The sequence below is a fragment of the Brevibacillus migulae genome, assembly GCF_004521915.1.
Classification (GTDB): Bacteria; Bacillota; Bacilli; order Brevibacillales; family Brevibacillaceae; genus Brevibacillus_F; species Brevibacillus_F migulae.
In genome coordinates this window covers 97,865-120,128 of record NZ_SDKD01000016.1, presented here as the reverse complement: position 1 = coordinate 120,128, position 22,264 = coordinate 97,865, and the positions used below count along the sequence as shown (strand labels likewise).

The 22,264-nt window shown below is 51.0% G+C and carries 24 protein-coding genes; 3 read left to right on the top strand and 21 right to left on the bottom strand.

Annotation, left to right across the window (positions count from 1 at the left end):
* Positions 1–22 precede the first annotated feature (22 nt).
* Both EIZ37_RS17980 and EIZ37_RS17975 read left to right on the top strand, forming a co-directional pair.
* Complete coding sequence (locus EIZ37_RS17980; RefSeq protein ID WP_134686149.1) at positions 23–679, top strand: queuosine precursor transporter; 657 nt, start codon at positions 23–25, stop codon at positions 677–679.
* A 91-nt stretch (positions 680–770) separates the two neighbouring features.
* The gene (locus EIZ37_RS17975) at positions 771–1,286 is read left to right on the top strand and encodes a Mov34/MPN/PAD-1 family protein (protein WP_134686148.1); all 516 of its coding nucleotides are present in this window, start codon (positions 771–773) and stop codon (positions 1,284–1,286) included.
* Here the strand turns inward: EIZ37_RS17975 and EIZ37_RS17970 are convergent.
* From EIZ37_RS17970 to EIZ37_RS17905, 14 genes are all read right to left on the bottom strand, one after another.
* Positions 1,180–3,009 (bottom strand): peptidoglycan D,D-transpeptidase FtsI family protein, encoded by a 1,830-nt coding sequence (locus EIZ37_RS17970; protein ID WP_134686147.1) that lies wholly within the window; start codon positions 3,007–3,009, stop codon positions 1,180–1,182. The two genes, EIZ37_RS17975 and EIZ37_RS17970, sit on opposite strands and share 107 nt — an antisense overlap.
* 111 nt (positions 3,010–3,120) lie before the next feature.
* On the bottom strand, positions 3,121–3,522 hold the full coding sequence (locus EIZ37_RS17965; RefSeq protein ID WP_205683851.1) for an SRPBCC family protein: 402 nt from the start codon (positions 3,520–3,522) through the stop codon (positions 3,121–3,123).
* 19 nt (positions 3,523–3,541) lie between these two features.
* Positions 3,542–4,030 (bottom strand): DinB family protein, encoded by a 489-nt coding sequence (locus EIZ37_RS17960; RefSeq protein ID WP_134686146.1) that lies wholly within the window; start codon positions 4,028–4,030, stop codon positions 3,542–3,544.
* 59 nt (positions 4,031–4,089) lie between these two features.
* Positions 4,090–4,341 (bottom strand): helix-turn-helix domain-containing protein, encoded by a 252-nt coding sequence (locus EIZ37_RS17955; protein ID WP_134686145.1) that lies wholly within the window; start codon positions 4,339–4,341, stop codon positions 4,090–4,092.
* Complete coding sequence (locus EIZ37_RS17950; RefSeq protein WP_134686144.1) at positions 4,338–4,967, bottom strand: DUF6597 domain-containing transcriptional factor; 630 nt, start codon at positions 4,965–4,967, stop codon at positions 4,338–4,340. The genes EIZ37_RS17955 and EIZ37_RS17950 overlap by 4 nt, the downstream gene beginning before the upstream one ends.
* Before the next feature lie 92 nt (positions 4,968–5,059).
* Positions 5,060–6,172 (bottom strand): aminopeptidase, encoded by a 1,113-nt coding sequence (locus tag EIZ37_RS17945; protein WP_134686143.1) that lies wholly within the window; start codon positions 6,170–6,172, stop codon positions 5,060–5,062.
* Positions 6,173–6,307: 135 nt separating this feature from the next.
* Complete coding sequence (gene udk / locus EIZ37_RS17940; protein ID WP_134686142.1) at positions 6,308–6,940, bottom strand: uridine kinase; 633 nt, start codon at positions 6,938–6,940, stop codon at positions 6,308–6,310.
* A 48-nt stretch (positions 6,941–6,988) separates the two neighbouring features.
* Positions 6,989–7,630 (bottom strand): O-methyltransferase, encoded by a 642-nt coding sequence (locus tag EIZ37_RS17935; protein WP_134686141.1) that lies wholly within the window; start codon positions 7,628–7,630, stop codon positions 6,989–6,991.
* Between the two features lie 70 nt (positions 7,631–7,700).
* Positions 7,701–8,816, bottom strand: a complete 1,116-nt coding sequence (gene mltG, locus EIZ37_RS17930; RefSeq protein WP_134686140.1) for an endolytic transglycosylase MltG — start codon at positions 8,814–8,816, stop codon at positions 7,701–7,703.
* A gap of 96 nt (positions 8,817–8,912) precedes the next feature.
* Positions 8,913–9,206, bottom strand: a complete 294-nt coding sequence (locus tag EIZ37_RS17925; RefSeq protein WP_134686139.1) for a DUF1292 domain-containing protein — start codon at positions 9,204–9,206, stop codon at positions 8,913–8,915.
* Between the two features lie 4 nt (positions 9,207–9,210).
* On the bottom strand, positions 9,211–9,624 hold the full coding sequence (gene ruvX / locus EIZ37_RS17920; protein ID WP_134686138.1) for a Holliday junction resolvase RuvX: 414 nt from the start codon (positions 9,622–9,624) through the stop codon (positions 9,211–9,213).
* 22 nt (positions 9,625–9,646) lie between these two features.
* A complete protein-coding gene (locus EIZ37_RS17915) occupies positions 9,647–9,907 on the bottom strand; it encodes an IreB family regulatory phosphoprotein (RefSeq protein ID WP_134686137.1) in 261 nt (86 codons plus the stop codon).
* Between the two features lie 133 nt (positions 9,908–10,040).
* The gene (alaS, locus tag EIZ37_RS17910) at positions 10,041–12,689 is read right to left on the bottom strand and encodes an alanine--tRNA ligase (protein ID WP_134686136.1); all 2,649 of its coding nucleotides are present in this window, start codon (positions 12,687–12,689) and stop codon (positions 10,041–10,043) included.
* A 401-nt stretch (positions 12,690–13,090) separates the two neighbouring features.
* Positions 13,091–14,155, bottom strand: coding sequence for an AI-2E family transporter (locus EIZ37_RS17905; protein WP_134686135.1), 1,065 nt, complete (start codon positions 14,153–14,155; stop codon positions 13,091–13,093).
* 344 nt (positions 14,156–14,499) lie between these two features.
* Here EIZ37_RS17905 and EIZ37_RS17900 point away from each other — a divergent pair, with 344 nt between their 5' ends.
* Positions 14,500–15,204, top strand: a complete 705-nt coding sequence (locus EIZ37_RS17900) for a TerC family protein (RefSeq protein WP_134686134.1) — start codon at positions 14,500–14,502, stop codon at positions 15,202–15,204.
* 51 nt (positions 15,205–15,255) lie between these two features.
* On the opposite strand, the gene EIZ37_RS17895 is transcribed toward EIZ37_RS17900, so the two are convergent.
* The 7 genes from EIZ37_RS17895 to EIZ37_RS17865 form a co-directional block, all read right to left on the bottom strand.
* Positions 15,256–15,450 (bottom strand): hypothetical protein, encoded by a 195-nt coding sequence (locus EIZ37_RS17895; protein WP_134686133.1) that lies wholly within the window; start codon positions 15,448–15,450, stop codon positions 15,256–15,258.
* Between the two features lie 36 nt (positions 15,451–15,486).
* Positions 15,487–15,684: a hypothetical protein gene (locus EIZ37_RS17890; RefSeq protein WP_134686132.1), complete on the bottom strand. Its 198-nt coding sequence runs from the start codon at positions 15,682–15,684 to the stop codon at positions 15,487–15,489.
* A 21-nt stretch (positions 15,685–15,705) separates the two neighbouring features.
* The gene (locus EIZ37_RS17885; protein WP_134686131.1) at positions 15,706–16,203 is read right to left on the bottom strand and encodes a PRC-barrel domain-containing protein; all 498 of its coding nucleotides are present in this window, start codon (positions 16,201–16,203) and stop codon (positions 15,706–15,708) included.
* Between the two features lie 85 nt (positions 16,204–16,288).
* The gene (gene recD2 / locus EIZ37_RS17880) at positions 16,289–18,550 is read right to left on the bottom strand and encodes an SF1B family DNA helicase RecD2 (protein ID WP_134686130.1); all 2,262 of its coding nucleotides are present in this window, start codon (positions 18,548–18,550) and stop codon (positions 16,289–16,291) included.
* Between the two features lie 294 nt (positions 18,551–18,844).
* The gene (gene rbsB, locus EIZ37_RS17875; RefSeq protein ID WP_134686129.1) at positions 18,845–19,786 is read right to left on the bottom strand and encodes a ribose ABC transporter substrate-binding protein RbsB; all 942 of its coding nucleotides are present in this window, start codon (positions 19,784–19,786) and stop codon (positions 18,845–18,847) included.
* A gap of 29 nt (positions 19,787–19,815) precedes the next feature.
* Entirely contained in the window at positions 19,816–20,763 is a 948-nt protein-coding gene (locus tag EIZ37_RS17870) for an ABC transporter permease subunit (RefSeq protein ID WP_134686165.1), read from the bottom strand.
* Positions 20,753–22,261, bottom strand: a complete 1,509-nt coding sequence (locus EIZ37_RS17865) for a sugar ABC transporter ATP-binding protein (protein WP_328591365.1) — start codon at positions 22,259–22,261, stop codon at positions 20,753–20,755. The genes EIZ37_RS17870 and EIZ37_RS17865 overlap by 11 nt, the downstream gene beginning before the upstream one ends.
* Positions 22,262–22,264: the final 3 nt, after the last annotated feature.

Sequence of the window (22,264 nt, the reverse complement as noted above, 5' to 3'; positions counted from 1 at the left end):
AAACTATGGGAGGAATATCAGCATGAAAGACTTTGTTCCAGTCGCAGACGGAACGAAGAAACTGATCACCCTGGTCGGTATCTTCGCTGCCGCCTCGATCCTTGCCAATGTCGTGGCGACCAAAATCGCGGACCTCGGTCTTGCCTTTGCCACCGTGGCAATCCTGTTTTATCCGATCACCTTCATTATCGACAACACGATCTCGGAAGTATGGGGGAAGCACATTGCGCGACGTGTTGTCTGGACCGGACTTATCGCCAATATTTTGATGACCTTCGTCTTTTTCATTTCCATTCGTGTGCCCGCTGCCCCCTTTTATGATCAGCAGCAAGCATTCGAAGCAGTGCTGGGCTCCGTCCCCCGGATCGCGCTGGCTTCCATTGTAGCGTACTCCATTAGCCAGCACTTGGATATCTTTTTGTTTTTGGGCATTCGGAAAAAAACGCAAGGCAAGCATCTGTGGCTGCGCAATAACGTCAGCACATGGATCAGCCAATTGATCGATACCGCGATCTTTACCTTCGTTGCCTTTTTCGGGACGATCCCACTGGAAGAAATCTGGGGAATCATTACAACCGAGTATACCCTGAAAATACTCATTGCGGTGCTCTCAACGCCTATCGTGTATCTCATGGTGAGCTGGGCCCGTAAACAAGATACCGTTTCGCAAGCTGCATAGCTCGAATAACGACGAAAACCCGGGTAAGCCTGAATGGCATTTACCCGGGTTTTGTCATATCATATACCATTCGCTAGGAAGGGAGCGTATCATGAGCACACTGTATATCACGAAAAGCGCATGGCGGCAGATCGAGCAGGCCGTGCTGAGAGATACGAGCGTGGAGACAGGGGGAATCATGATGGGTTACCCACTGGGCCAGCATGACTGGGTCATCACATACGCAAGTGAACCAGGTCCCAGAGCTATCCATGAGCCCCGCTCCATCTATTTTGACGATCAATATTTGCGCAGACTGGTCCGGCGTTTAAACAGGAGAGGGGCCGGCAAATGGCGTTACATCGGCGACTGGCACAGCCATACGGTACGCAAGCTCTCCCCCAGTCGCGGCGATAAGATGACGATCTGGCAGAAAACCGTCACCGCTGCGTATAATTCCAACTCCCCCCTCATGTTAATCGCGGGTGTGGGAAAACACAATCAAGTGCAGGCTCGGGCCTTTATTCTGGCGAATTCCCTGCGAGAGATAAAGCAGGTTTCGTTGATTGGGCGGCAAGAGCTTCGACAACTCGTCCGAACACAGACGTCGCTTGATGCAAACGGTTAGCAGGCTGATTCTCGACGACTACAGCGATGGCATAGCGCGGCTCTTCCACAGGTGTGTATCCGACGAACCAATGATGAGCCATTTGTTCATCGGATGCGGAACCGACTTGTGCAGTGCCGCTCTTTCCTGCCACCGTCCAGGTTTCATCCGCCAGCGCCATGCCTGTGCCGTCGGTCACGACCTTGCGCATCATCCGTTTCAGTTTATAGGCCGTCACCGCATCAATCCCGTCCACCTGCAATTCCTGTAGAGGAAAATGCGTGAAGCTCAGCCCGTTTTTATAGGTGATCTGATCGACAATCCGTACGCTGCGAGGCTTGCCGTTATTGAGCAGTGTCACCATGAGGTTGGCTGCCTGCAGCGGTGTCATGCGCACATCACGCTGTCCGATTGCGGTCTGTATTAAGATCCCTTCGTCAGTGCGTGAAGAATTCTCGGCAAACACCACTCCTTTGTCTTCTCCGGCAAATTGGTGAAAATCGGTCAGCTTGAACAGCTGGGGTGTGACATGCCCCACTTGCGAGGAGACTCCCAGCTTTTTCGCATACTCTTCGATTTTTTCTCCGCCGACACGTTTGGCGATTTCCGCGAAGGCAATATTACAAGACTCGGCAAAAGCTTCTTCCATGGTCAGCGAGCCGTGTCCATCCTTCTTCCAGCAGGAAAATCCGTACTTCCCGTATTCACCCGTACACTCGAATCGGTCTGTCGGAGAGACAACGCCCTCACCCAGCGCAGCGGCGGCTACCACGGTTTTAAACACCGAACCTGGCGGAATCTGTTTCAGCGCATGGTTTTGCCAATCGCCCCGCGTGACATCCACCTTCGTCTGGTCAAAGAGCGGGCGGCTGACCATCGCCACGACATCGCCCGTTTTCGCATCCAACACCACGATGGATCCGGATTGCAAATGGCTTTCATCGGCAATCTGCTCCACTCGCTCCTGAATATCGGCGTCCAATGTCGTCACAAGCGAGAGCGGATAGAGCGTCTGTTCCTGCTTGCTGTACCGTACATCCAGACCGCGCAGCGGCGCGCCATGCCCATCTACATAATAGGAGAGGGTAGAAGGCTCCACCCCTTGCAAAAACCGTTCGAAGCTGCGCTCCAGCCCCGCCGCTCCCACCATCGTGTCCAAGCCCAGCTTGCCAGCTTTCCACTCCTCCTCATACACGCTTTTCACATAGTCTGGATTCTGGCTGACATAGCCAACGACGTGTTTTGCCACTCCATCTGGACGATACCGCTCCGTCACGGGTAAAGCCAGCAGCCCGGGAATCTGCAGCCGATTCACAGCATCAGCCTGTTCGTCCGTCAACGAGATGAGCTTCTTGTCCGGATCACGAAGCATGACCGGCTCCTTCGCCTCCTGCAGCGTACGCTCCAGCATTGATACCGGCTCGTGGATAATCGACGCCACCTTCTGCAATTTATCCTCATCCACGTTTGCTTTGGCCAGAGGAAAGAGCAGCAGCGCTTTTTGCTCTGCGCCTGTTAACGGATGCCCGTGCCGATCCAGGATATCTCCTCGTCCCGTATGCAGGACGATGCTTTGTCTGCGCTGCTGTACCGCATTTTTGATGAGATCCACACCATGTGCGGAAAAATGGTGGGGAGACCCTAGCTGTATCCACCACAGCCGGGCAACCAGCCCCGACCAGAGCAGCGTAAGGAATAACAAGACCAAAAAGCTTCTGCGCTTGATGCTTGTTGAAGGATTCATAGACTTCCTCCTTTCCTTTTTCAGTATGGTCAGCTCTCTGGATGCTTAAAAGCTATAGATTCATAGAATAGAAAAAGGCAGCCAGGATTTTCGTCCTGACTGCCATCTTTGCTATCCTTCCAACACTTGCTTTAGCATGCGCAGATCACTCTCGACATTGGCTGCATCCAGCAAAAATTGCTCCTCTGACTGCTGTGGCCGTTTATACAAGGTAAACAGCACCTCACTTCCCGAACCATTCGGAACGACTCGCATCGGGTTCAAGATTTGTTCTCCGGAAGCTAGCGTCACCACATGATCCAGCACGCCGTACTCATTTCGCTCACAGAATCGAATCCCCATCGGTCCTTCTTCTGTTTCGATGATCCACTCCTCCTCCACGAGTTGAATAGACAAGCAGAAAGAGGTGAGCCATTTCGGAAAGTGATCCGGGGTAATGACAAATTCATAGACATCTTCCGGCGTTCGGTCGATCGACACACTGATATGTTTTGCTGCCCACACGGTCGTCATCTGCCTTTCTCCCTCTGCCTTATCCGTACAAAACGAAAAAATGCAGCTCATGCCCCAGCGCTTTCAAATAATTGTACAGCTGGGAACGATGGTGGAAGGTATGAGTCACAATCTCAATCAGCCATTTGATTTGCACGACGCCATGCTCTAAATAAAAGGCTTTCGTAGATTTGTGCAGCAGCTCCTCTTCAGAGAGAGACAGCATATACGCCCGCAGCATTTCTGCATGTTTTCGCATCTGCGCGGCCAATTCGTGCGGATCGGTGAGCGTGTGCACGAGGCTTTCCACCTGCTCGACCTCAGATTGTGTTTTTTCTTGCAGGATGGCCAGATCCGATGCCGGTATCGATACGAGATGATGGACCAATTCTAGCAAACTCCGCATATTATCCTTCGGCCGATAGTCCCATTCTTCCGGCTTGATACGCGTGATCAAAGCCTCACTCGTCCGGACTGCCAGCTCCAATTCATCTAAAAGATGGTCTCGCACTGCAAATACGCCGCTCATCACATTCAATCCTTTCCGTACGCCTTTTCCATAGATTGGTATGGTTTCATTATAACCAATTACGGATAAGCGGGATTGTAAAAATCGGACATCCTTTGATATTCTTCAGCGGCAACAGCAGGCGTCGCACCGTAATGTTTCGTAAAGTCATGAATGAAATGCGAAGTATCAAAATATCCGTGCTCCCATGCAAACGATTCCCAATCACCTGCAGGTCTCCTGCTGATTTGCTGCAGCATGTTTTGAAACCGCACCACTTGGCTGAACTTTTTCGGACTCAAGCCGATCCATTGCGAAAATTTTCGATTCATATGGCACTGAGATATTCCGCTTTCGCTAGCTCACGGACCGTCATTTTTCCGCCGGACTCAAAGATCCGATAAAGCAGATTGGCCATCACGTCATCTTGCACCGCTCCGTGTTCGCGTAAGCAAGAAAGCAAAAACTCCTCCATCGCTTTCGTTTTTTCATCCAGCGAACGGCCCGCAAATAACCGTTCGCAGAGTCTCTGAACGCTTCCCGGCAGGATGAGCTCAAGATCGGTGCTGCTGCCGCCAAACTCCGCCATCGCTGTTTGCAGGAGGGAAAACGCTCCGCCCGGGAAAAACCGGACGCCAAAGTGGTGAATCGGACTGTCTTCCTCATACACGATGGCAAACGGGTCAGTAAATGCGCCAATCAAGCGGAGGGAGTAACGGTCCTGCAGGGGGCTGTATGTAAAAATGATATCGGTGCATCCATCAGGCAGCACACGGTCAATCTGTGCGGCAGTATGAATGCTGCTCGCCCTTTCCAAAAGAGTCACAGGCTCTGACATCCAGTAACAGGATACATACGGCCTCAGTAATGGGGAAGCACTCCTTTCCACGTACCGATAGGAAGTGACCCGGCCATTACCTTGAATGGGACGAAATAATGAACTTAGCTTCGCATGCATCCGATTCCCCTCCTCTATTCTATCATCTTATGACAGCTGCTTTTTTCCAGCAACAGGAAAGCAGACGAAAAGGAGGGGCTTGCGGTTCTTTACTATGCTTTCAGCCGATCCGGATTCAATCCGAGCAGCGCCGGATGAACAAACAATCCGTCTTTGCGAATCAATACATCATCAAACCAGATTTCACCACCGCCATACTCCGGCCTTTGGATGCTGATCAAGTCCCAGTGGATGATGCTGCGGTTGCCATTGTCAGCAGCTTCATAGGCGCGTCCCGGTGTCAAATGAAAGCTGCCGGCAATCTTTTCGTCAAACAAGATGTCCCCCATCGGATTTAGGATATACGGATTGAAAGCGATGGCGAATTCCCCGATATAGCGAGCACCTTCGTCGCTGTCCAAGATCTCAATGAGCTTCTCCGTATGATTGGCAGACGCCTCCACAATTTTCCCATTCTGAAACGTTAGACGCACATTTTCAAACGTAGTTCCCTTATAGTTGCTGGGCGTATTGTAGGTGATGACCCCCTCGATCGAATCGCGAACCGGTGATGTGTACACTTCGCCATCAGGAACATTCCCTTTCCCCGCTGCGATCTTTGTCCCGATTCCCTTAATCGAAAAAGTGAGCTCTGTTCCCGGTCCTGTTATCCGGACCTTGTCCGTCCGGTCCATCAGTTCATGAAGCGGCTGGCATGCTTCGTACATCCTGCGATAGTCCATGGCACAGACGTCAAAATAAAATTGGGTGAAAGCCTCTGTAGACATGTTCGCCTTTTGCGCCAAGGAGGCAGTGGGGTAGTTAATACGTACTCCTTTTGAGCGATTATCGACATAGTGAAAAATATCCTCAAATGCCATGCCGTAGATTCTGCTCTTTTCCTCCGGTACATCCCTCATCTCACTGTCGTTCGTTAAACCGTATATGCCGATAAACCCATGCATGCCCTGCCAAAATGGCTTTTCCCATTCAGCGAGCTGTACCGCCTGTGCCTCCGACAATCCTTTCATCCATTCCCGCTGCAGCGACGGGCGCTGTATACGAACGTGGGGAAACGCACCTTTGGCGTACAGTTGCTTGACCAATTCCTTGGCTAGCTCTTCTCCTTGATCGACAACCATCACCATGACGTGCTCCCCGGCTTGCACATCCAGACTGTAAGAAATCAGATTTTCTGCAATCTTGCTTATACGCTCATCATTCATACCCATGCTCCCCCTTGTCATCAACTCTCCTTTTATGATAAATCCCGATTGTCAGAGCATGATCAGAGCAAAAAAAAAAAAAGAACACCCTCTCAGGTGCTCCTCACAACCGTCCTATGTAGGCGAAAGTATCGCTTAACTAAACTGCTTCTCTGCCAAGATCCCGCGAATCTTGGTGGACAACAGATCCAATGCTACGCGGTTGTATCCGCCCTCAGGAATAATCACATCCGCGTAACGCTTGGTCGGCTCGATGAACTGCAGGTGCATCGGACGCACCACCGACAGATACTGATTCACCACCGAGTCCAGTGTTCTTCCGCGCTCTTCAATGTCCCGCTGGATTCTGCGTACGATGCGCACATCGGCATCCGTATCCACAAAGACCTTGATATCCATCAAATCACGGATACGCGGATCTTCCAAAATCAGCATGCCTTCCAGGATAATGACATCCTTCGGCTCTACCAAAATGGTGTTTGGCTGACGATTATGGATTTTGAAATCATAAATCGGTTTTTGGATCGGCCGACGTGCGAGCAACTCTTGCAGATGAAACATCAGCAAATCGTTGTCAAAGGCGAAGGGGTGATCGTAATTGGTAAGTACACGTTCTTCCATGCTCAGATGGCTTTGGTCCTTATAATAGGAATCCTGTTCGATCAAGGTAACACTCTCATTCTGAAACTGTCGATAAAGCTCCGTAGCTACCGTGGTTTTGCCGGATCCGCTTCCCCCGGCTACCCCAATCAATACGGGGTGACCCATGATGATGTCTCCTTCCTCTTGCTCGTGCAAACATTTTTCAAAAACTGCCTACGTCTGTTGTTTTTTCACGCTAACCGCAATGCCGTCTCCTACGGGGAGAAAGACTGTTTCCAATAAAGGATGATCCCGAAGCCCTTCGTTAAAGCGGATCAGCTTGTCCACCATCGGACGCAAACGCTTCTCCACCTGTTCAGGCTGAGCGACCAGACCGCGAAACAGTACGTTATCGCAAATGACGAGTCCGCCATCGGCCAGATGAGGCAAGTACAAATCAAGAAACTTCTGATATTGGCCCTTTGATGCATCAATAAACAGACAATCAAATCGGTAATGCTCCGGCAATCCGGCTGTCGCATCTCCGGCTATGATCTCGATTCGATCCTGAAGTCCTGCTTCTCGAATATTCTGCTCAGCGCGGACAATGCGCTCCTGATCAAGCTCCATCGTCACTACTTTTGCCTGCGGAGCCGCCTCGGCCAGCCATATCGCAGAGTAACCGATCGCCGTCCCCACCTCCAAAATCGAAGTCGGACGATGCAGCAGCAGCAGCAAGCGCAGCGTTTGGGCACCAGGAAGCTGTATGATGGGAATTCCTTCGGCCGCTGCCTCCGCCTCCATGCGGCTGAGCAGCGGGGAACGCTCGGGTACCAGCTTTGTCAGGTAGGCCTCTATTGTTGGATTGGTAATCACAGGTTTCACCCCCGTTAAAACTGGCAACCGGAATAGTATACCATAGGTTGTGGGTCGAACACAGTCTAAATCACCAGTTTCCGCGACTTTTTGCATCTTTCGACAGATGCTCTTCAAAAGTTTTGGAGAAATAGTGCTCCGAGGTCCCATCCTTTTTCGTCACAAAAAAGAAGTAATCATGGGAAACCGGCTGAACGACTGCAGCGAGGGATGCTCTTCCCGGACTGGCAATCGGTCCAGGCGGAAGTCCCGGATTGATGTATGTGTTATACGGACTTTTCACTTCCAGATCCGCAAAGGTAATCCGATCACGCTGTTTTCCCAGGACGAACTGGACGGTGGCGCAGGACTGCAGCATCCACTTGTCCCGAATGCGGTTATAAAACACACCGGCTACGATCGGTCTTTCTTTGTCCACCACGACTTCGCGCTCGACAATCGAGGCGAGATTGACCGCCTGATCCAGTGTCATATTCCGTTTTTTCAACGCCTCCAGCCATTCCGGTTTCATCTCTTTTTGAAATTGGCCCAGCATTTTGGCAATAATTTCGTGTGCAGTAGCCCCTTTTTTCACTTCATAGGTTTCCGGGAACAGATACCCTTCCAAGCGATGCTTGCGATCCTTGCTTTTCGGGATCTGGGCTACGAACGGGAACTCCGGAAAAGCGCCTTCATTGACTTCCTTTAAAAAGGCCGCTTTGTCGACCAGCTTTTGTTCAGCAAGCCGGTTGGCAATCTGTTCCACATTCAACCCTTCCGGAATCGTAAAGCGCACGGCTTCAACAACAGCTTCACCGTTTGCCATCGTATTCAACAGCTCATCGATAGTTTGCCCGACTTGGAAATTGTAATTACCTGCCTGCAGGCGATTTCCGATGCCCTTGCTTTGGGCATAATAAGCAAACAGCGTACCATTGCGGATCAGTCCCTGCTGCTCCAAGAGTTGTCCAATCTCACGAACGGATGTGCCAGGCGGGATGCTCACTGCCTTTTTCACTGCTTGTCCCTCTGCGGTGACAGGCTGCAGCTGCGAGTATAGATAGAAACCACCGCTTCCAAGGACCACTATGAGTAAGAGACCCAAGAGGGCGATGATCTTCGGCAATCGTCCTCTGCGTCTGCGCTTTTCGTCTTGTTTGATGCTCTTCATCGGCTGATTATCCTTCTCTTTCTTTTGAATCTGCATCTTATCCTCCTCCCTTTGCATATCGTTCTCCATTATAACGGAGATTGTCCGCGCTTGCATCATGGGCAAAAGAAAAAGAAGGGCACGCGGCCCCTCTTAGATACTATCATCTTTCTCCAAATCGGCAATCAGCGTTTCAAAGGTAGCCTCAACCTGCTCCCACTCTTCATCATCTTCAATGGGGGCCAGCATATCGGTTCCTTCATAGCGCAGGAAGTGCACCTCATACTCCTCTTGCTCTTCCTGGTCTACGGGGACAAGCACGAGATAGGAGCGATCTTCGATATCAAAAATATACATGATCCGAAAATCTCTGGGCTCTTCTGTACCTTCTTCCGTAAGGGCGATCACGTCGCCTACTTCAAACTCTTCCATCATCTCTTCACTCATGGAATCACCTCGATTTCGCGTCCAGATAACCCTGCAGGATTAACACGGCCGCCATTTTATCAATCACTTTTTTTCGTTTTTGCCTGCTCACATCTGCTGCAATCAGCATCTTCTGGGCGGCCATCGTGGTCAATCGCTCATCCCACAAGTGGACGGGAAGCGATGTGCGAGCAGCTACCTTTTCCGCAAATGCTTTACAGTTTTCTCCGCTGGGACCAATCGTGCCGTTCATGTTTTTCGGCAAGCCGACGACAATCTCGGTGATCTGGTACTCTTGGATCAATGCTTGCAGGCGGTTGAAATCTTTTTCGTTGGACTGACGCTGGATGGTTTCTATGCCTTGGGCGGTCCAGCCCATTTCGTCGCTGACCGCCACTCCAATCGTCCGTTCTCCGACATCAAGCCCCATAATCCGCATGCTGTCACTCCTGTACTATCTTTCAGCGATTCTGTGACAAATATACCTTTACCAGTTCTTCCAACAATCGATCACGTTCAATTTTCCCGATCAGACTGCGTGCATTATTGTGGCGTGGAATAAAAGCCGGATCACCTGAAAGCAAATAACCGACAATTTGGGTGATGGGATTGTACCCTTTTTCCTGGAGCGCATTGTACACCTCTGTCAGGGTTTCCCGCACATCTGACTCGCTGGTCTCGTTGGGTACCGTGTACTTCATGGTATTGTCCATGGAATTCATTACCAACACCTCGATTCACCATACAGAAAGGATATTCCTTCCTGGTTTCATTCTCTATCAAGTCTATTCGCCTTTTGACCAGGCAAATCCTTGTTTTTCCACAACATTTTTCTTTTCTAACTGTTTTTCGACATTACTTGGCTGCCGTTTGGGTTTGCACCAAATCCTTCACAAGCTCGAGGGCTTCCGCCAGCTTCGCCGGGTCTTTTCCGCCCGCTTGCGCCATGTCTGGACGACCGCCGCCGCCACCGCCGCAGCGTGTAGCAACTTCTTTGATGATCTTGCCCGCATGGAAGCCTTGGTCCATCAGGTCCTTGGTTACCCCTGCTACCAGATTTACTTTGTCTCCCTCTACCGCACCCAATACGATCACGGCGGAGCCCAGCTTGTTTTTCAGCTCATCCACCATGCCGCGCAAGCTGTCCATGTCGACTGCGGAAACGCGTGCCGCCAAGACATTCACGCCAGCAATCTGCTTCATCTGCTCGGTGAGGGAAGCTGCTTCGATATTACCCAATTTGCCGCGCAGGGATTCATTTTCGCGCTGCACTTCTTTCAGCTGCTGCTGCAATCCTTCCACACGTGCCGGAGTTTCAGACAGGAGCGGAGATTTGATCACACTTGCCACTTCACGGAGCGTTTGCAGCTGTGCGTTGAGATATTGGTATGCACCACGGCCTGTCACTGCTTCAATCCGGCGAGTTCCGGCACCAATTCCGCCTTCGCTTATGATCTTGAACAAGCCGATCTCTGCTGTGTTGGTCACATGGCAGCCGCCGCACAGCTCCAGGCTGTATTCGCCCACTTGCACGACACGGACCACATCTCCATATTTTTCACCGAACAAAGCCATCGCGCCCATTGCTTTCGCTTCGGTCAAAGACTTGTTCATGATGTTCACGCCGATGTTTTCCCATACTTTCTGGTTGACGATCGCTTCAATTTGATTCAGTTCTTCCGGAGTGATCGAGCTGATATGGGTAAAGTCAAAGCGTAAACGCTCCGGTGCTACCAGAGAGCCCGCCTGATTGACGTGTGTGCCCAATACGTCTTTCAACGCTTGATGCAGCAAGTGGGTCGCGGTATGGTTTTTGACAATATCCAGTCGCGCTTCCCGATTTACTTCCGCACGGATGGAAGCTCCCACACGCAACGTGCCAGCCTCGACAACTGCCGCGTGTACATGCTGGCCCATCGGCGCTTTTTGCACATCGGTCACACGGACTTTTACTTCATCCGAAATCAAGTAGCCTTCATCATTGATCTGACCGCCGCTTTCCGCGTAGAAAGGTGTCCGCTCCAGTACGAACTGGATGGTTTGTCCCTCTTCCGCAGATTCAACCAGCTGGTTGTTTGCAATGATTGCTGCAACTTTGGTATTCACTACCAATTCATTATACCCAACAAATTCACTCTTAACCGTGAGCTCGCTCAAGACGCCGCCTTGTGTCTGCATGCTGTCCACTTCCTGGCGGGCAGCACGGGCGCGTTCGCGCTGTTCTTCCATCGCTTGCTCAAAGCCTTCACGGTCAACGGTCAATCCATGCTCTAGCGCGAAGTCTTCGGTCAGGTCGATCGGGAAGCCGTACGTATCATACAGCTTGAAGGAATCAGCGCCGGACAACTGCGTTTTGCCGGCTGCTTTTGTCGCTTCTACCATTTGCGCAAGAATGGCGAGACCATCATTCAATGTTTCATGGAAACGCTCTTCTTCGCCGCGAATAACTTTTTCAATGAACGCCCGCTTCTCGACTACTTCCGGGTAGAATTCGCCCATCATATCCCCGACTGTCTTTGTCAGGGTGTACAGGAACGGCTTTTCAATACCGAGCATTTTGCCCATGCGCACAGCGCGGCGCAGCAGACGGCGGATGACGTAGCCACGGCCTTCATTGGACGGCAGCGCACCATCACCGATAGCAAACACGACAGTACGTGTATGGTCCGCGATGACCTTCAGGGCAACGTCCAGTTCTGGATTCGATTTATAGGCAACACCGGAGATGCGGCTTGTTTCTTCAATCAATGGGAACAACAAGTCGGTTTCATAGTTGTTGTCCACGCCTTGCAGAATGGAAGCGAGACGCTCCAAGCCAGCACCGGTATCGATGTTTTTCTTCGGCAGCGGCGTGTAGGTGCCATCCGGATTATGGTTGAATTGGGAAAATACCAGGTTCCATACTTCCAGATAGCGTTCATTTTCCCCGCCTGGATACAGCTCTGGATCGTTCGGATCGTTGCCAAATGCTTCTCCGCGGTCGAAGAAGATCTCGGTATTCGGGCCGCTTGGTCCTTCCCCGATGTCCCAGAAGTTTCCTTCGAGGCGAATGATGCGCTCTTCCGGAATGCCAATCTTTTTGTTCCAGTATTCGAATGCTTCGTCATCTTCCGGGTGAATCGTGACGGACAGCTTTTCCGGATCGAAGCCGATCCACTCAGGGCTTGTCAGGAACTCCCACGCCCACTCGATCGCTTCTTCCTTGAAATAGTCGCCGATGGAAAAGTTTCCGAGCATTTCAAAGAAGGTATGGTGGCGCGCGGTACGCCCTACATTCTCAATGTCATTGGTGCGGATCGATTTTTGCGAATTGGTGATGCGCGGGTTATCCGGAATGATCCGGCCGTCAAAGTATTTCTTCAACGTAGCGACCCCGCTGTTGATCCACAAAAGCGAAGGGTCGTCATGCGGAATCAGCGATGCGCTGGGTTCAACGTGGTGACCTTTGCTGACAAAGAAATCGAGAAACATTTTACGGATTTGATTGCCTGTGAGTTTCTTCAAGGTATGAATCCTCCTTATAAGGTATTTCGGAAGCTTGGCTGCACCCTTTGGGGAGCCCTAGTTGCACTTATGCCTATTAGAATTTTGATGAAATTCTAATAGACGAAAAAAAGCCCCCATCCCCTCAGGGACGAGAACTTGTCGTTAACTCGCGGTACCACCCTGCTTACAAAATGAAAATCCCCTGATGTTCGGGAACTGCATCTGTCGCTTTCATGACGGTAACGGTGTCGGCCGCCGGTTTTTGCCCGGTCTCCGGAATAGCTTTCGGTTCCTCTTCTTCTGGTCATTCTCTCAACCTAGGAATAACCTCTCTGTAGAAGGGCTGAAACGTACTCGTTCCTTCATGGATCCTTTTTCTAGCATTCTGAACGTATTATAAGTTTTTTCGTAAGCCTGTGTCAACTTTCATGGTACAAAAGCGCTATGCGGCTGATGATGACTTTGCAGGCTGCCAGAATCGGCACGGCCAAGATCATTCCCAAAATCCCCCCCATCACCTCACCCGCCAACAGCGCCATGATGATCATGAGCGGATGCAGATGCAGAGAGCGTCCTACGATATTTGGCGAAAGAACGTTGCCCTCCAGCATCTGTATAACAAGGTTGACTACTGCTACAAGCAACACCTTCTTCGTTGAGATCGTCAGTGCAACGACCAAAGCGGGAGCAGCCCCAATCAACGGGCCGACGTAAGGAATGATGTTGGTGATGCAAACAAACGAGGCCAATATGAACGGATAGGGCATATCAATGAACCAATAACCCAGGTATGCGAGCACGCCCACCAACAACGCAACAATCATTTGACCATGTATGTATTTTCCCAAAGAATCATTGACATCCCGCAGGATCATCAGCGTCTGCTTGCGGTATTTTGCAGGCAGAAGCGCCATGCCTGTCTGTTGGACATCTTTCATATCTTTTAACAAATAAAAAGCGATAAACGGAACGACCGCGTAGGCCAGCAGCTTGTCTACCATACTGCGGGCATTATTAATGAAAGAGCTGATTCCCTGAGCCATTTTCTCCTGGGATTGGATGATGACGCGATCGACACCGTTGGAGACACTCTCCGGCAGAAAATATTTATGAGCTTCCCATTCCTGCATCCAGGTATCATACCATTTTGTCAGGCGCGGCAGGTCATCGGAGAGTTCCACCAACTGCCTGGCAAAAATCGGGATCGCATTCATCAACCCGATGGAAACCACCAGGATAAAAAGCACATAGATCAAAAGGACAGCGATCATCCGGGGGACTCTTCGCCTTTCCAGGGCTTGGACCACAGGCAGCAGCAAATAAGCAATGACGAGGCCGACAAAAAAAGGGACGACCATCTCGCCAAGCAAATGAAAGATTTTCGCAAGCAACGGGCGTAAGATCCAGAGGAGATTAACAATCACCAGAAAGAGAATTGCGTAGACCAAAGAGCTGAATAAGCGGTTTCGCCAAGGCTCGTTCACAGTCTGTCCCCCCTCTGATCGGCTACTCCTTTTAGATTGTGCTTCCGTCAGGGGAAACATGTATCTCTTGACACTTTTCTTCCCCGTGGTTTAAAATTGATTCAGTAAGTGGATACACCCAAAGGGGAGTAGCTGGACAACAAACGTCGTCATTACGGGATTTCATATCCCCGGCTTTGTTGGCAACCTCGTGTTGTAAGCAAGACCTTTGCCGTTTCAGGTAAAGGTCTTTTTCTGTTTGAAAACGGCCTTTGCTGGACTGCAAAGGTCGTTTTTTTTCTGGCTCAAGGCTTGTTTTCGCCTGTATCCGGGAAACCACAGACAGAAAGGATAGGTGAGGGGAAATGGAAATTTTATTGACACCGGCGTTTTGGTCTTCCTTGTTAGCTATTATTATGATTGATCTCATCCTCGCAGGAGACAACGCCATCGTGATTGGACTCGCTGCACGCAAGCTTCCCAAGGAACAGCAAAAGAAAGCCGTCATTTGGGGTACGGTGGGAGCGGTCGTCATTCGTGCTGTAGCAACGCTTGCTGTGGTATGGTTGTTGAAAATCCCAGGTTTGCTCCTCGTCGGCGGACTGATGCTGATCTGGATCGCTTACAAACTGCTCGTCGACCATAAGGAAGAAGAGAACGTAAAGGCGGGCGATAGTCTCTGGGCTGCCATCCGCACCATCATCATCGCGGATGCCGCGATGGGATTGGATAACGTCATCGCCGTTGCCGGAGCAGCGCATGGCGACTTCCTGCTCGTGATTCTTGGTCTTTTAATCAGCGTACCGATCATGGTATGGGGAAGCACCTTGATTCTGAAGGTGATGGAGCGTTTTCCCATCGTCATTTACCTCGGTTCCGGGGTATTGGCTTGGACCGCAGCAACCATGCTGATCAAAGAACCGCTGATTCATTCATACTTTGTCGGCAAACCTGTTTTGGAATGGGGAGTCATCATCAGCGTGATTGCCGCTGTACTGATTTTGGGCCGCGTCGCTAACTCTCATCGTCCAGAACCAAAAAAGGAAATCGATGTTGTCGAACAATCATAATGTACGCAAAAAGAAAGACGCCTGATTGGGCGTCTTTTTGGTTTGCAAACGTTATTTCATGACAGCGGGAACCAATCTTGTCGCTGATTTCATCATCTGTCTTCCCCAGCGGCCCCACGTCCGACCCGCGAGTAACATACGTACAGCCCTCATGGAGCCCTTGCGGCGACGTGGCAGCATCATATACCCAATGCCGGCGATGACGCCCCCGGTTACGATAATCCCAACCAAATTGCGTCCACTCATGCTGACACCCCCTCAGAAGATGGCCAAGCTTGTTTGTTAGTGAGCGGGCATGGGCTGGTCTTCCAAAAAGAGATCATTCAAGGAATGAAGCGAGCCATCTTCCTCTACCTGGTAAACGGAAGAAATTTGCTCACCCGCCACACTCATTTCAATGTAGCAATTCCAGCAGTAATACTGATTGGTTCCAATTTTCCCTACATCCTTGGAACTACAGTTTGGACAAATCACACGCATGCTTAAGTCCCCCTTGCACCTTCACGCCAGGACACGATTTGAATCCGGCACTATTAAATGTTGTTTTCCAATGACGACGGACGGCGTGGCATGAAGGCGGCGTCGCCCTTCCTTCACATCCGCTATCCAGCCGTTTGACAGTTCATACCCTATCAGTTTCTCCCAGTCCGGGAGAAAGTAAACATCTTCCACCTTGCCCATGAGTTCGCCGGATGTCGTCAAAACCGCTTTTCCTTTTAGCCGGTTGGGACCGGTCAGAAAAGCGATCATGTCCTTTGCTGCGAGATTGTGCAATGGAGCCGCCGCTGCATCACTGCGAACGGTGAGGCAATCATCCCCTACCGCGTAGAGCATGTCCAAAGGTACATAGGTTCCTGCCTGAAACCAAGTCTCTTCTGTCACCAAGAACCCCAGCACGCGCCACTGTTGGTCGCAAAGAATGTCGCGGACCTTTCCCAGCTCCGCACCTGATTCGAGCGAGAGAATAGGCAACCCGATTACATCCATTGCTTTGCGCATTAGGGACATCCCCCTTCCGCCTTTTTAGTATCCGGCACAAAGGGCCACCCCATGCTCAGTAAACTGTTCCAGCAGCAAGTGCGCTCTAGGAAGAGCGAAGCCTCTCTTCCAGATGCGAGTAACGTACGCCTTCATCATCATTTTCCACGGCAACCCGAAAAGACTCGGGGTCCCCGCAGAGAATCAAAAACGACTTGCTCCTTGTAATCCCTGTATAGGCAAGCTTTCTGCGCAACATCCGGTAGTAATTACGGACAAAAGGCATGATCACGATGGGAAATTCGCTTCCCTGCGATTTATGAACAGAACAACAGTAAGCAAGCGTCAATTGGTGATACTGGGAACGCCGGTATACGACCTCTCTTCCATCGAACGAGACCACCAGCATTTCTTCATTTTCCTGGTTTTCATTGGGGCGGAAAATGGCCACGATTTCGCCCATATCCCCATTGAACACTTGTTCTTCTCCGTTATTGACCAATTGCAGCACTTTATCTCCCGTGCGAAAAACCGTTTCGCCAAATTGGACTTCCCGCTTCCCTTCCCGCTTGGGATTAAACAGCTGCTGCAGCTCTTCGTTCAGTTGGTTGACTCCTGCTGTTCCTTTGTAAATCGGTGCGAGCACCTGAATATCTTTTGCCGTATATCCTTTTTTTACGGCCCCGAGGCAAATTTGTTTCACTGCTTCTGCAATTTCTTGTGGCGAACTTGTGAAAAATCGCCGATCCGGGGTTGTATCCATCAAATCTGCCGGTACAATGCCCTGCCGTACCGAGTGGGCCAGACGAATAATGGAGGACTGCTCCATCTGTCGGTATATCTCGGTGAGCTGTACACGCGGAAGCAGATTGGAATTAATGATGTCCAACAAGACATTGCCGGGACCAACCGATGGAAGCTGGTCCGGGTCGCCCACCATGATGATTTGCATATCATCCGGCAAAGCGCGAAACAATTGATTGGCAAGCCAGATGTCAACCATGGACATTTCATCCACGATCAATAGCTTCCCTCGGACGGGATGCTCGTTGTCATGTTCAAACCCATCGCCCTTCCAGCCGAGCAGACGGTGGATCGTCATGGCCGGAAGTCCTGTCGTCTCCGTCATGCGCTTTGCTGCTCGGCCAGTGGGTGCCGCCAGAACGATGGGAAACGGATTTTCGATCGGATCGTATTTTTTCGGATTCAAATCAATCCCGTGCAAATACGCAAACACGCGGCAAATCCCGCGAATCACCGTCGTTTTTCCGGTTCCCGGTCCGCCTGTTAAAAGCAGCAGCCCAGAGCTGATCGCCCGCTCCACCGCTTCCCGCTGTGCCGGCGCGTAGCTGATGCCCAGCTCTTCCTCGACGGCCCCGAGTGCTTTGTAAAACTCGGACTGCGGGAAGCTGCCAAAATCGGTCCTTTCCGAAAAATGCCGCAGCCGCTTGGCCAATCCGATTTCAGCGAAAAAGAGGGAAGGTAGATAGAGTCGTTCTTCCTCCCAGACAATTTTTTGCTCGGCAAAAAGCTGCTGCAGACAGCTCAAAATATCATCGGCGGTAAAGCTATGTCCCCCGCATTCCTGCAACAGACGCAGCGTCCGTTCACAGGCTTCCGCTTGGGGCGTATACACATTTCCTTCTCCGTACGCCGATTCCTGCAGCACATACAGACAAGCTGCTTTGGCCCGCTCGGGTGAGGAAGCTGAGATTCCTGTCGTACGGGCAATATCATCCGCTCGTTTGAACCCGATCCCTTGAATGTCTTCGATCAGCCTGTACGGCGTCTCGGTCAGAACCGTCATGGTGTCGAGCTTGTACATCTGGTAGATACGCAGTGCCAGATGGACGCCAATGCCAAAATCATAAAGAAAGACCATCGTACGCTCAAGAGAACGATGTTCCAGAACCGAATCAAAAATTTGCTTTGCCCGCGGCGAGGAGATCCCGGGTATCTCCTCCAGACGTTCGGGATGATCGGCAATAATCGTCAAAGCATCTATCCCCAGATGGTCTACGATCCGCTTGGCCATTTTCTTGCCGATACCCGAAAAAAGCCCGCTTGCCAGGTAGCGTTCCACCCCTGCACGAGTCTTGGGTGCTTCCCGTTCATAGCGGGCTGCCGCATACTGCACCCCGAATTTGGGATGTGTTTTCCATTCTCCATAAAAGGTGAAAATCTCTTCTTCGTGCGGCCGGGGGAAGTTCCCCACTACCACCACATCCGATTCCTTTACCTGCTCCGAGGATTCTTCTATTTTCAGGCGGATCACGCCGTACCAATTGTCTTCGTTATAAAAAATTTCCTGCACAACCGTGCCGCGAATAAAGCTTTCAGTAAAAAGCGGGAGCATTTGTTGAGACATGAATGCCGCCTCCCCGTTGGAAATTGGGCCCCATTGCATGTGAAGATCCCCGTACAGACGTAAAAATCCACTTTGAGCAAAGTGGATTTTTACCAGATAGCGTCGTTTTAAATTGTAAACCGTTTTATCCGCTCTGACAACCTTTGTGATTCAAGGAACCGATAGCGTTGCCCATTCGGGATGAGTGCATTTCTCCATAAGCAGAAAAACGCCCCGAAGCATTACACGAATGCCTCGGAGCGATTACACGCGGTAGCTTGCCATCTTCACTTTCCGCTAACCAGCTTCATTTCATTATTTTTTTGTTACCAATTCCAGATCAACCGGGATAAAGCTTTCCACTTTCTCCCCTTTTTTCACTTTCAACGCTGTTTGTACGGCAGTCTCACCGATCGCAGCAGGTTTTTGCGCAACAGTCGCTGCCATTTTGCCTTCGTTCACCGCTTTTACCGCATCATCGGTAGCGTCAAAGCCTACCACCATGATTTGTTTGCCCGCTGCTTCGATTGCTTGCAGCGCGCCGAGTGCCATCTCGTCGTTATGAGCGAAAACGGCTTGGATGTCTTGGTTGCCTTGCAGGATATTTTCCATTACGGTCATCCCTTTAGCGCGGTCAAAGTCGGCTGGCTGCGTAGCCACTACTTTTACGCCGTCTTTGCCGTCAACTGCTTCATGGAAGCCTTTCCCGCGGTCACGGGCAGCGGAAGTACCAGCAATCCCTTCCAATTCCACGAGGTTGCCTTTACCACCAAGTGTTTCCAGGATGTAATCGCCAGCCATTTTTCCGCCTTTTACGTTATCGGAAGCGATGTGGGAAACCACTTGTCCACCTTCAGCGGCACGGTCAACCGTGATGACTGGGATATTCGCTTTATTTGCCGCTTCTACCGCAGTAGCGATCGCTGCGCTGTCTGTCGGGTTGATCAGGATCACATCTACTTTCTTTTGAATCAAGTCTTCCACGCCGCTGATTTGCTTCGCTGTATCATCTTGCGCGTCGACGACAATCAGTTCAGCGCCCGCATCTTTTGCTGCTTTTTCCGCGCCATCTTTCAACGTCACGAAGAACGGGTTATTTTGAGTGGAAATAGACAGGCCGATGGTTACTTTGTCAGAAGCATTGTTTGCTGCACCTTGTTCAGGTGCTTTGTTTTCCAGATTGGACTGAGTGGAGCAGCCTACGAGCATCAATGCAGCCAGAGATGAAGCCATGGCCATTTTCATCAGTTTGTTCATGTTTGATTTCCCCTTTTTGTTTTGTTTATTTATTTGGATTTTGATCGGTCGAGCAATACTGCGATCAGAATCACTCCGCCTTTGACAACCTGTTGGTAGAAGGAGGAGACATTGAGCAGATTGAGACCGTTATCCAACACACCAATTATCATTGCCCCGATGAGGGTACCCACGATCCATCCTTTCCCTCCGGAGAGGCTGGTGCCGCCGAGCACGACGGCCGCGATGGCATCCAGCTCGTACGACATCCCTGCCGTCGCTTGCGCTGAATTGAGACGGGAGGTCAGGATAATCCCGCTCAAGGCTGCCAAAAGACCGCTGATCGAATATACGAAGATTTTTACTCTGCTTGTATTGATACCAGACAGCTTGGTCGCTTCCTCATTGCTTCCCAGTGCGTATACGTGACGACCAAACGTGGAGTGCTTCAGGATGACATAGAGAATGGCAAACGCGATCAACATCCAGATAATCGGCATCGGAATATCCAGGAAAAATCCTTTTCCGAAGAGGGCAAAGCTATCCGGAAGACCCGTAATCGGCTTCCCTTCCGTGTACACGAGCGTCAAACCGCGGAACACGGTCATCGTAGCCAAGGTTGCGATAAAGGGAGCCACTTTTCCTTTTGCGATGAGGATCCCGTTGGCCGCGCCCATCACCGCTCCTGCCGCCAGCCCGACCATGATCGCTACAAACGGATCGGTACCGCTCGCCATCATTCCCGCTGCCAGCGCACTGGACAAGGCGAAGATGGAGCCGACGGACAAATCGATTCCGCCTGTCAAAATGACGAAGGTCATCCCAAAAGCGATCAGCGCATTGATCGAGATTTGCCGCAGCACGTTGAACATATTGCTCACCGTCAAGAAATCGCTGCTGATTAATGAGAGCGCTACGAAAATCACTACCAGCCCCACCAAGGAGCCCATCCGTTGAAATATGGCTTTGCTAACCGTTTGTTTTGCTTCAGCCTGCATGTCGATTCTCCCCTCCTGTCGCAGCATGCATGATCTTCTCCTGTGTCGCCTCTTCTCGAGACAGCTCGGCGGTCACGCGGCCCTCATGCATGACGATGATGCGATCGCTCATCCCAAGCACTTCCGGCAGCTCCGAGGAGATCATGATGATGGCGACTCCTTCTTTTGCCAGCTGATTCATCAGATCATAAATTTCCTTTTTCGCCCCGATGTCTACCCCTCTGGTCGGTTCGTCGAGGATCAGAATCTTCGGTTTGGTCGCCAGCCATTTGCCGATGACAACTTTTTGCTGGTTCCCCCCGCTCAAGGCTCCTACCACTTGCTCCGCGTGCGGGGTGCGGATGTGCAGCTTTTCAATCGTCTCCTCGGAGAGAACCGCTTCTTTCTTGCGCTTCATGAAACCGGATACAGAAAGTGTCGCCAGATTGGGCAGCGACAGGTTTTCCCGGATGGAGAGCGATAATATCAGCCCCTCATGCTTCCGGTCCTCCGTGACGAGAGCGATCCCCGCGCCAATCGCATCAATCGGTTTGCGAATGGTCGTTTCTTTTCCATCAATCAAGATTTTTCCGTGAGTGGCAGGTGTCACACCGAACAGCACTTTGGCCACTTCGGTTCGACCCGCTCCCATCAGGCCCGCAAGTCCCAAGATTTCGCCGCTTCGTACGGAGAAGGAAATATCGCGCAGCTTTTGCCCCAACGACATGCTTTCCACGCGCAACCTTTCTTCGCCTGGCGTGATCTCGATTTTCGGGAAACGGTCATTGATGTCGCGTCCCACCATCATCCGCACCAATTCATCCATATCGGTTTCCTTCGTGTTGCGTGTTCCGATGTATTTTCCGTCACGCAGCACGGTGATGCGGTCGCTGATTTGAAATATCTCTTCCATACGGTGCGAGATGTAAATCATCCCCACGCCTTTCGCTTTCAAGGCAGCGATCACTTCAAATAATTTTTCGATCTCCCGGTCTGTCAAGGCTGCTGTCGGTTCGTCCAGCACCAGGATATCCGCCTGCATCGATAACGCTTTGGCGATCTCCACCATTTGCTGCTGCCCTACGGAGAGCTCCTCGACGATCGTGCGCGGATCGAGGTCCATCCCCAGCTGCTTCAGATAGCGCTCGGCTTCTGAGCGCATTTTCTTCCAGTTGACGAATGGAGTCTTGCCGTGTTTGAATTCGCGTCCGAGAAAAATATTTTCCATGACGGATAAATACGGAATCAAGTTCAATTCCTGATGGATGATCGAGATTCCCAAGCCTTCCGCAACCTTCGTCGAGGTGATCTCTTCCGGCTTCCCTTTGACGATGATCGTGCCGCTGTCTTTGGTGTAAATGCCATTTAAAATTTTCATCAGGGTCGATTTTCCCGCACCGTTTTCCCCCATCAGGGCGTGCAGTTCACCGGCGTACAGGGAGAATTGCACATTTTGCAGGACTTTGACTCCCGGAAATGATTTGTCGATCTCCTTCATTTCGAGCAACATTTCAGCCATACA

What these genes read in the sequence shown, in the direction of transcription:
- recD2 (WP_134686130.1), bottom strand. Translation starts at nt 18,550, where the DNA reads ATGTCTCAACAAATGCTCCCGCTTTTTACTGAAAGCTTTATTCGCGGC.
- EIZ37_RS17975 (WP_134686148.1), top strand. Translation starts at nt 771, where the DNA reads ATGAGCACACTGTATATCACGAAAAGCGCATGGCGGCAGATCGAGCAG.
- EIZ37_RS17955 (WP_134686145.1), bottom strand. Translation starts at nt 4,341, where the DNA reads ATGAATCGAAAATTTTCGCAATGGATCGGCTTGAGTCCGAAAAAGTTC.
- rbsB (WP_134686129.1), bottom strand. Translation starts at nt 19,786, where the DNA reads ATGAACAAACTGATGAAAATGGCCATGGCTTCATCTCTGGCTGCATTG.
- ruvX (WP_134686138.1), bottom strand. Translation starts at nt 9,624, where the DNA reads ATGCGGATTATGGGGCTTGATGTCGGAGAACGGACGATTGGAGTGGCG.
- EIZ37_RS17890 (WP_134686132.1), bottom strand. Translation starts at nt 15,684, where the DNA reads ATGCGTGTGATTTGTCCAAACTGTAGTTCCAAGGATGTAGGGAAAATT.
- EIZ37_RS17960 (WP_134686146.1), bottom strand. Translation starts at nt 4,030, where the DNA reads ATGAGCGGCGTATTTGCAGTGCGAGACCATCTTTTAGATGAATTGGAG.
- EIZ37_RS17980 (WP_134686149.1), top strand. Translation starts at nt 23, where the DNA reads ATGAAAGACTTTGTTCCAGTCGCAGACGGAACGAAGAAACTGATCACC.
- EIZ37_RS17950 (WP_134686144.1), bottom strand. Translation starts at nt 4,967, where the DNA reads ATGCATGCGAAGCTAAGTTCATTATTTCGTCCCATTCAAGGTAATGGC.
- EIZ37_RS17870 (WP_134686165.1), bottom strand. Translation starts at nt 20,763, where the DNA reads ATGCAGGCTGAAGCAAAACAAACGGTTAGCAAAGCCATATTTCAACGG.
- udk (WP_134686142.1), bottom strand. Translation starts at nt 6,940, where the DNA reads ATGGGTCACCCCGTATTGATTGGGGTAGCCGGGGGAAGCGGATCCGGC.
- EIZ37_RS17970 (WP_134686147.1), bottom strand. Translation starts at nt 3,009, where the DNA reads ATGAATCCTTCAACAAGCATCAAGCGCAGAAGCTTTTTGGTCTTGTTA.
- EIZ37_RS17915 (WP_134686137.1), bottom strand. Translation starts at nt 9,907, where the DNA reads ATGAATTCCATGGACAATACCATGAAGTACACGGTACCCAACGAGACC.
- EIZ37_RS17895 (WP_134686133.1), bottom strand. Translation starts at nt 15,450, where the DNA reads ATGAGTGGACGCAATTTGGTTGGGATTATCGTAACCGGGGGCGTCATC.
- EIZ37_RS17945 (WP_134686143.1), bottom strand. Translation starts at nt 6,172, where the DNA reads ATGAATGATGAGCGTATAAGCAAGATTGCAGAAAATCTGATTTCTTAC.
- EIZ37_RS17925 (WP_134686139.1), bottom strand. Translation starts at nt 9,206, where the DNA reads ATGAGTGAAGAGATGATGGAAGAGTTTGAAGTAGGCGACGTGATCGCC.
- EIZ37_RS17885 (WP_134686131.1), bottom strand. Translation starts at nt 16,203, where the DNA reads ATGCGCAAAGCAATGGATGTAATCGGGTTGCCTATTCTCTCGCTCGAA.
- EIZ37_RS17965 (WP_205683851.1), bottom strand. Translation starts at nt 3,522, where the DNA reads ATGACGACCGTGTGGGCAGCAAAACATATCAGTGTGTCGATCGACCGA.
- EIZ37_RS17900 (WP_134686134.1), top strand. Translation starts at nt 14,500, where the DNA reads ATGGAAATTTTATTGACACCGGCGTTTTGGTCTTCCTTGTTAGCTATT.
- mltG (WP_134686140.1), bottom strand. Translation starts at nt 8,816, where the DNA reads ATGCAGATTCAAAAGAAAGAGAAGGATAATCAGCCGATGAAGAGCATC.
- EIZ37_RS17865 (WP_328591365.1), bottom strand. Translation starts at nt 22,261, where the DNA reads ATGGCTGAAATGTTGCTCGAAATGAAGGAGATCGACAAATCATTTCCG.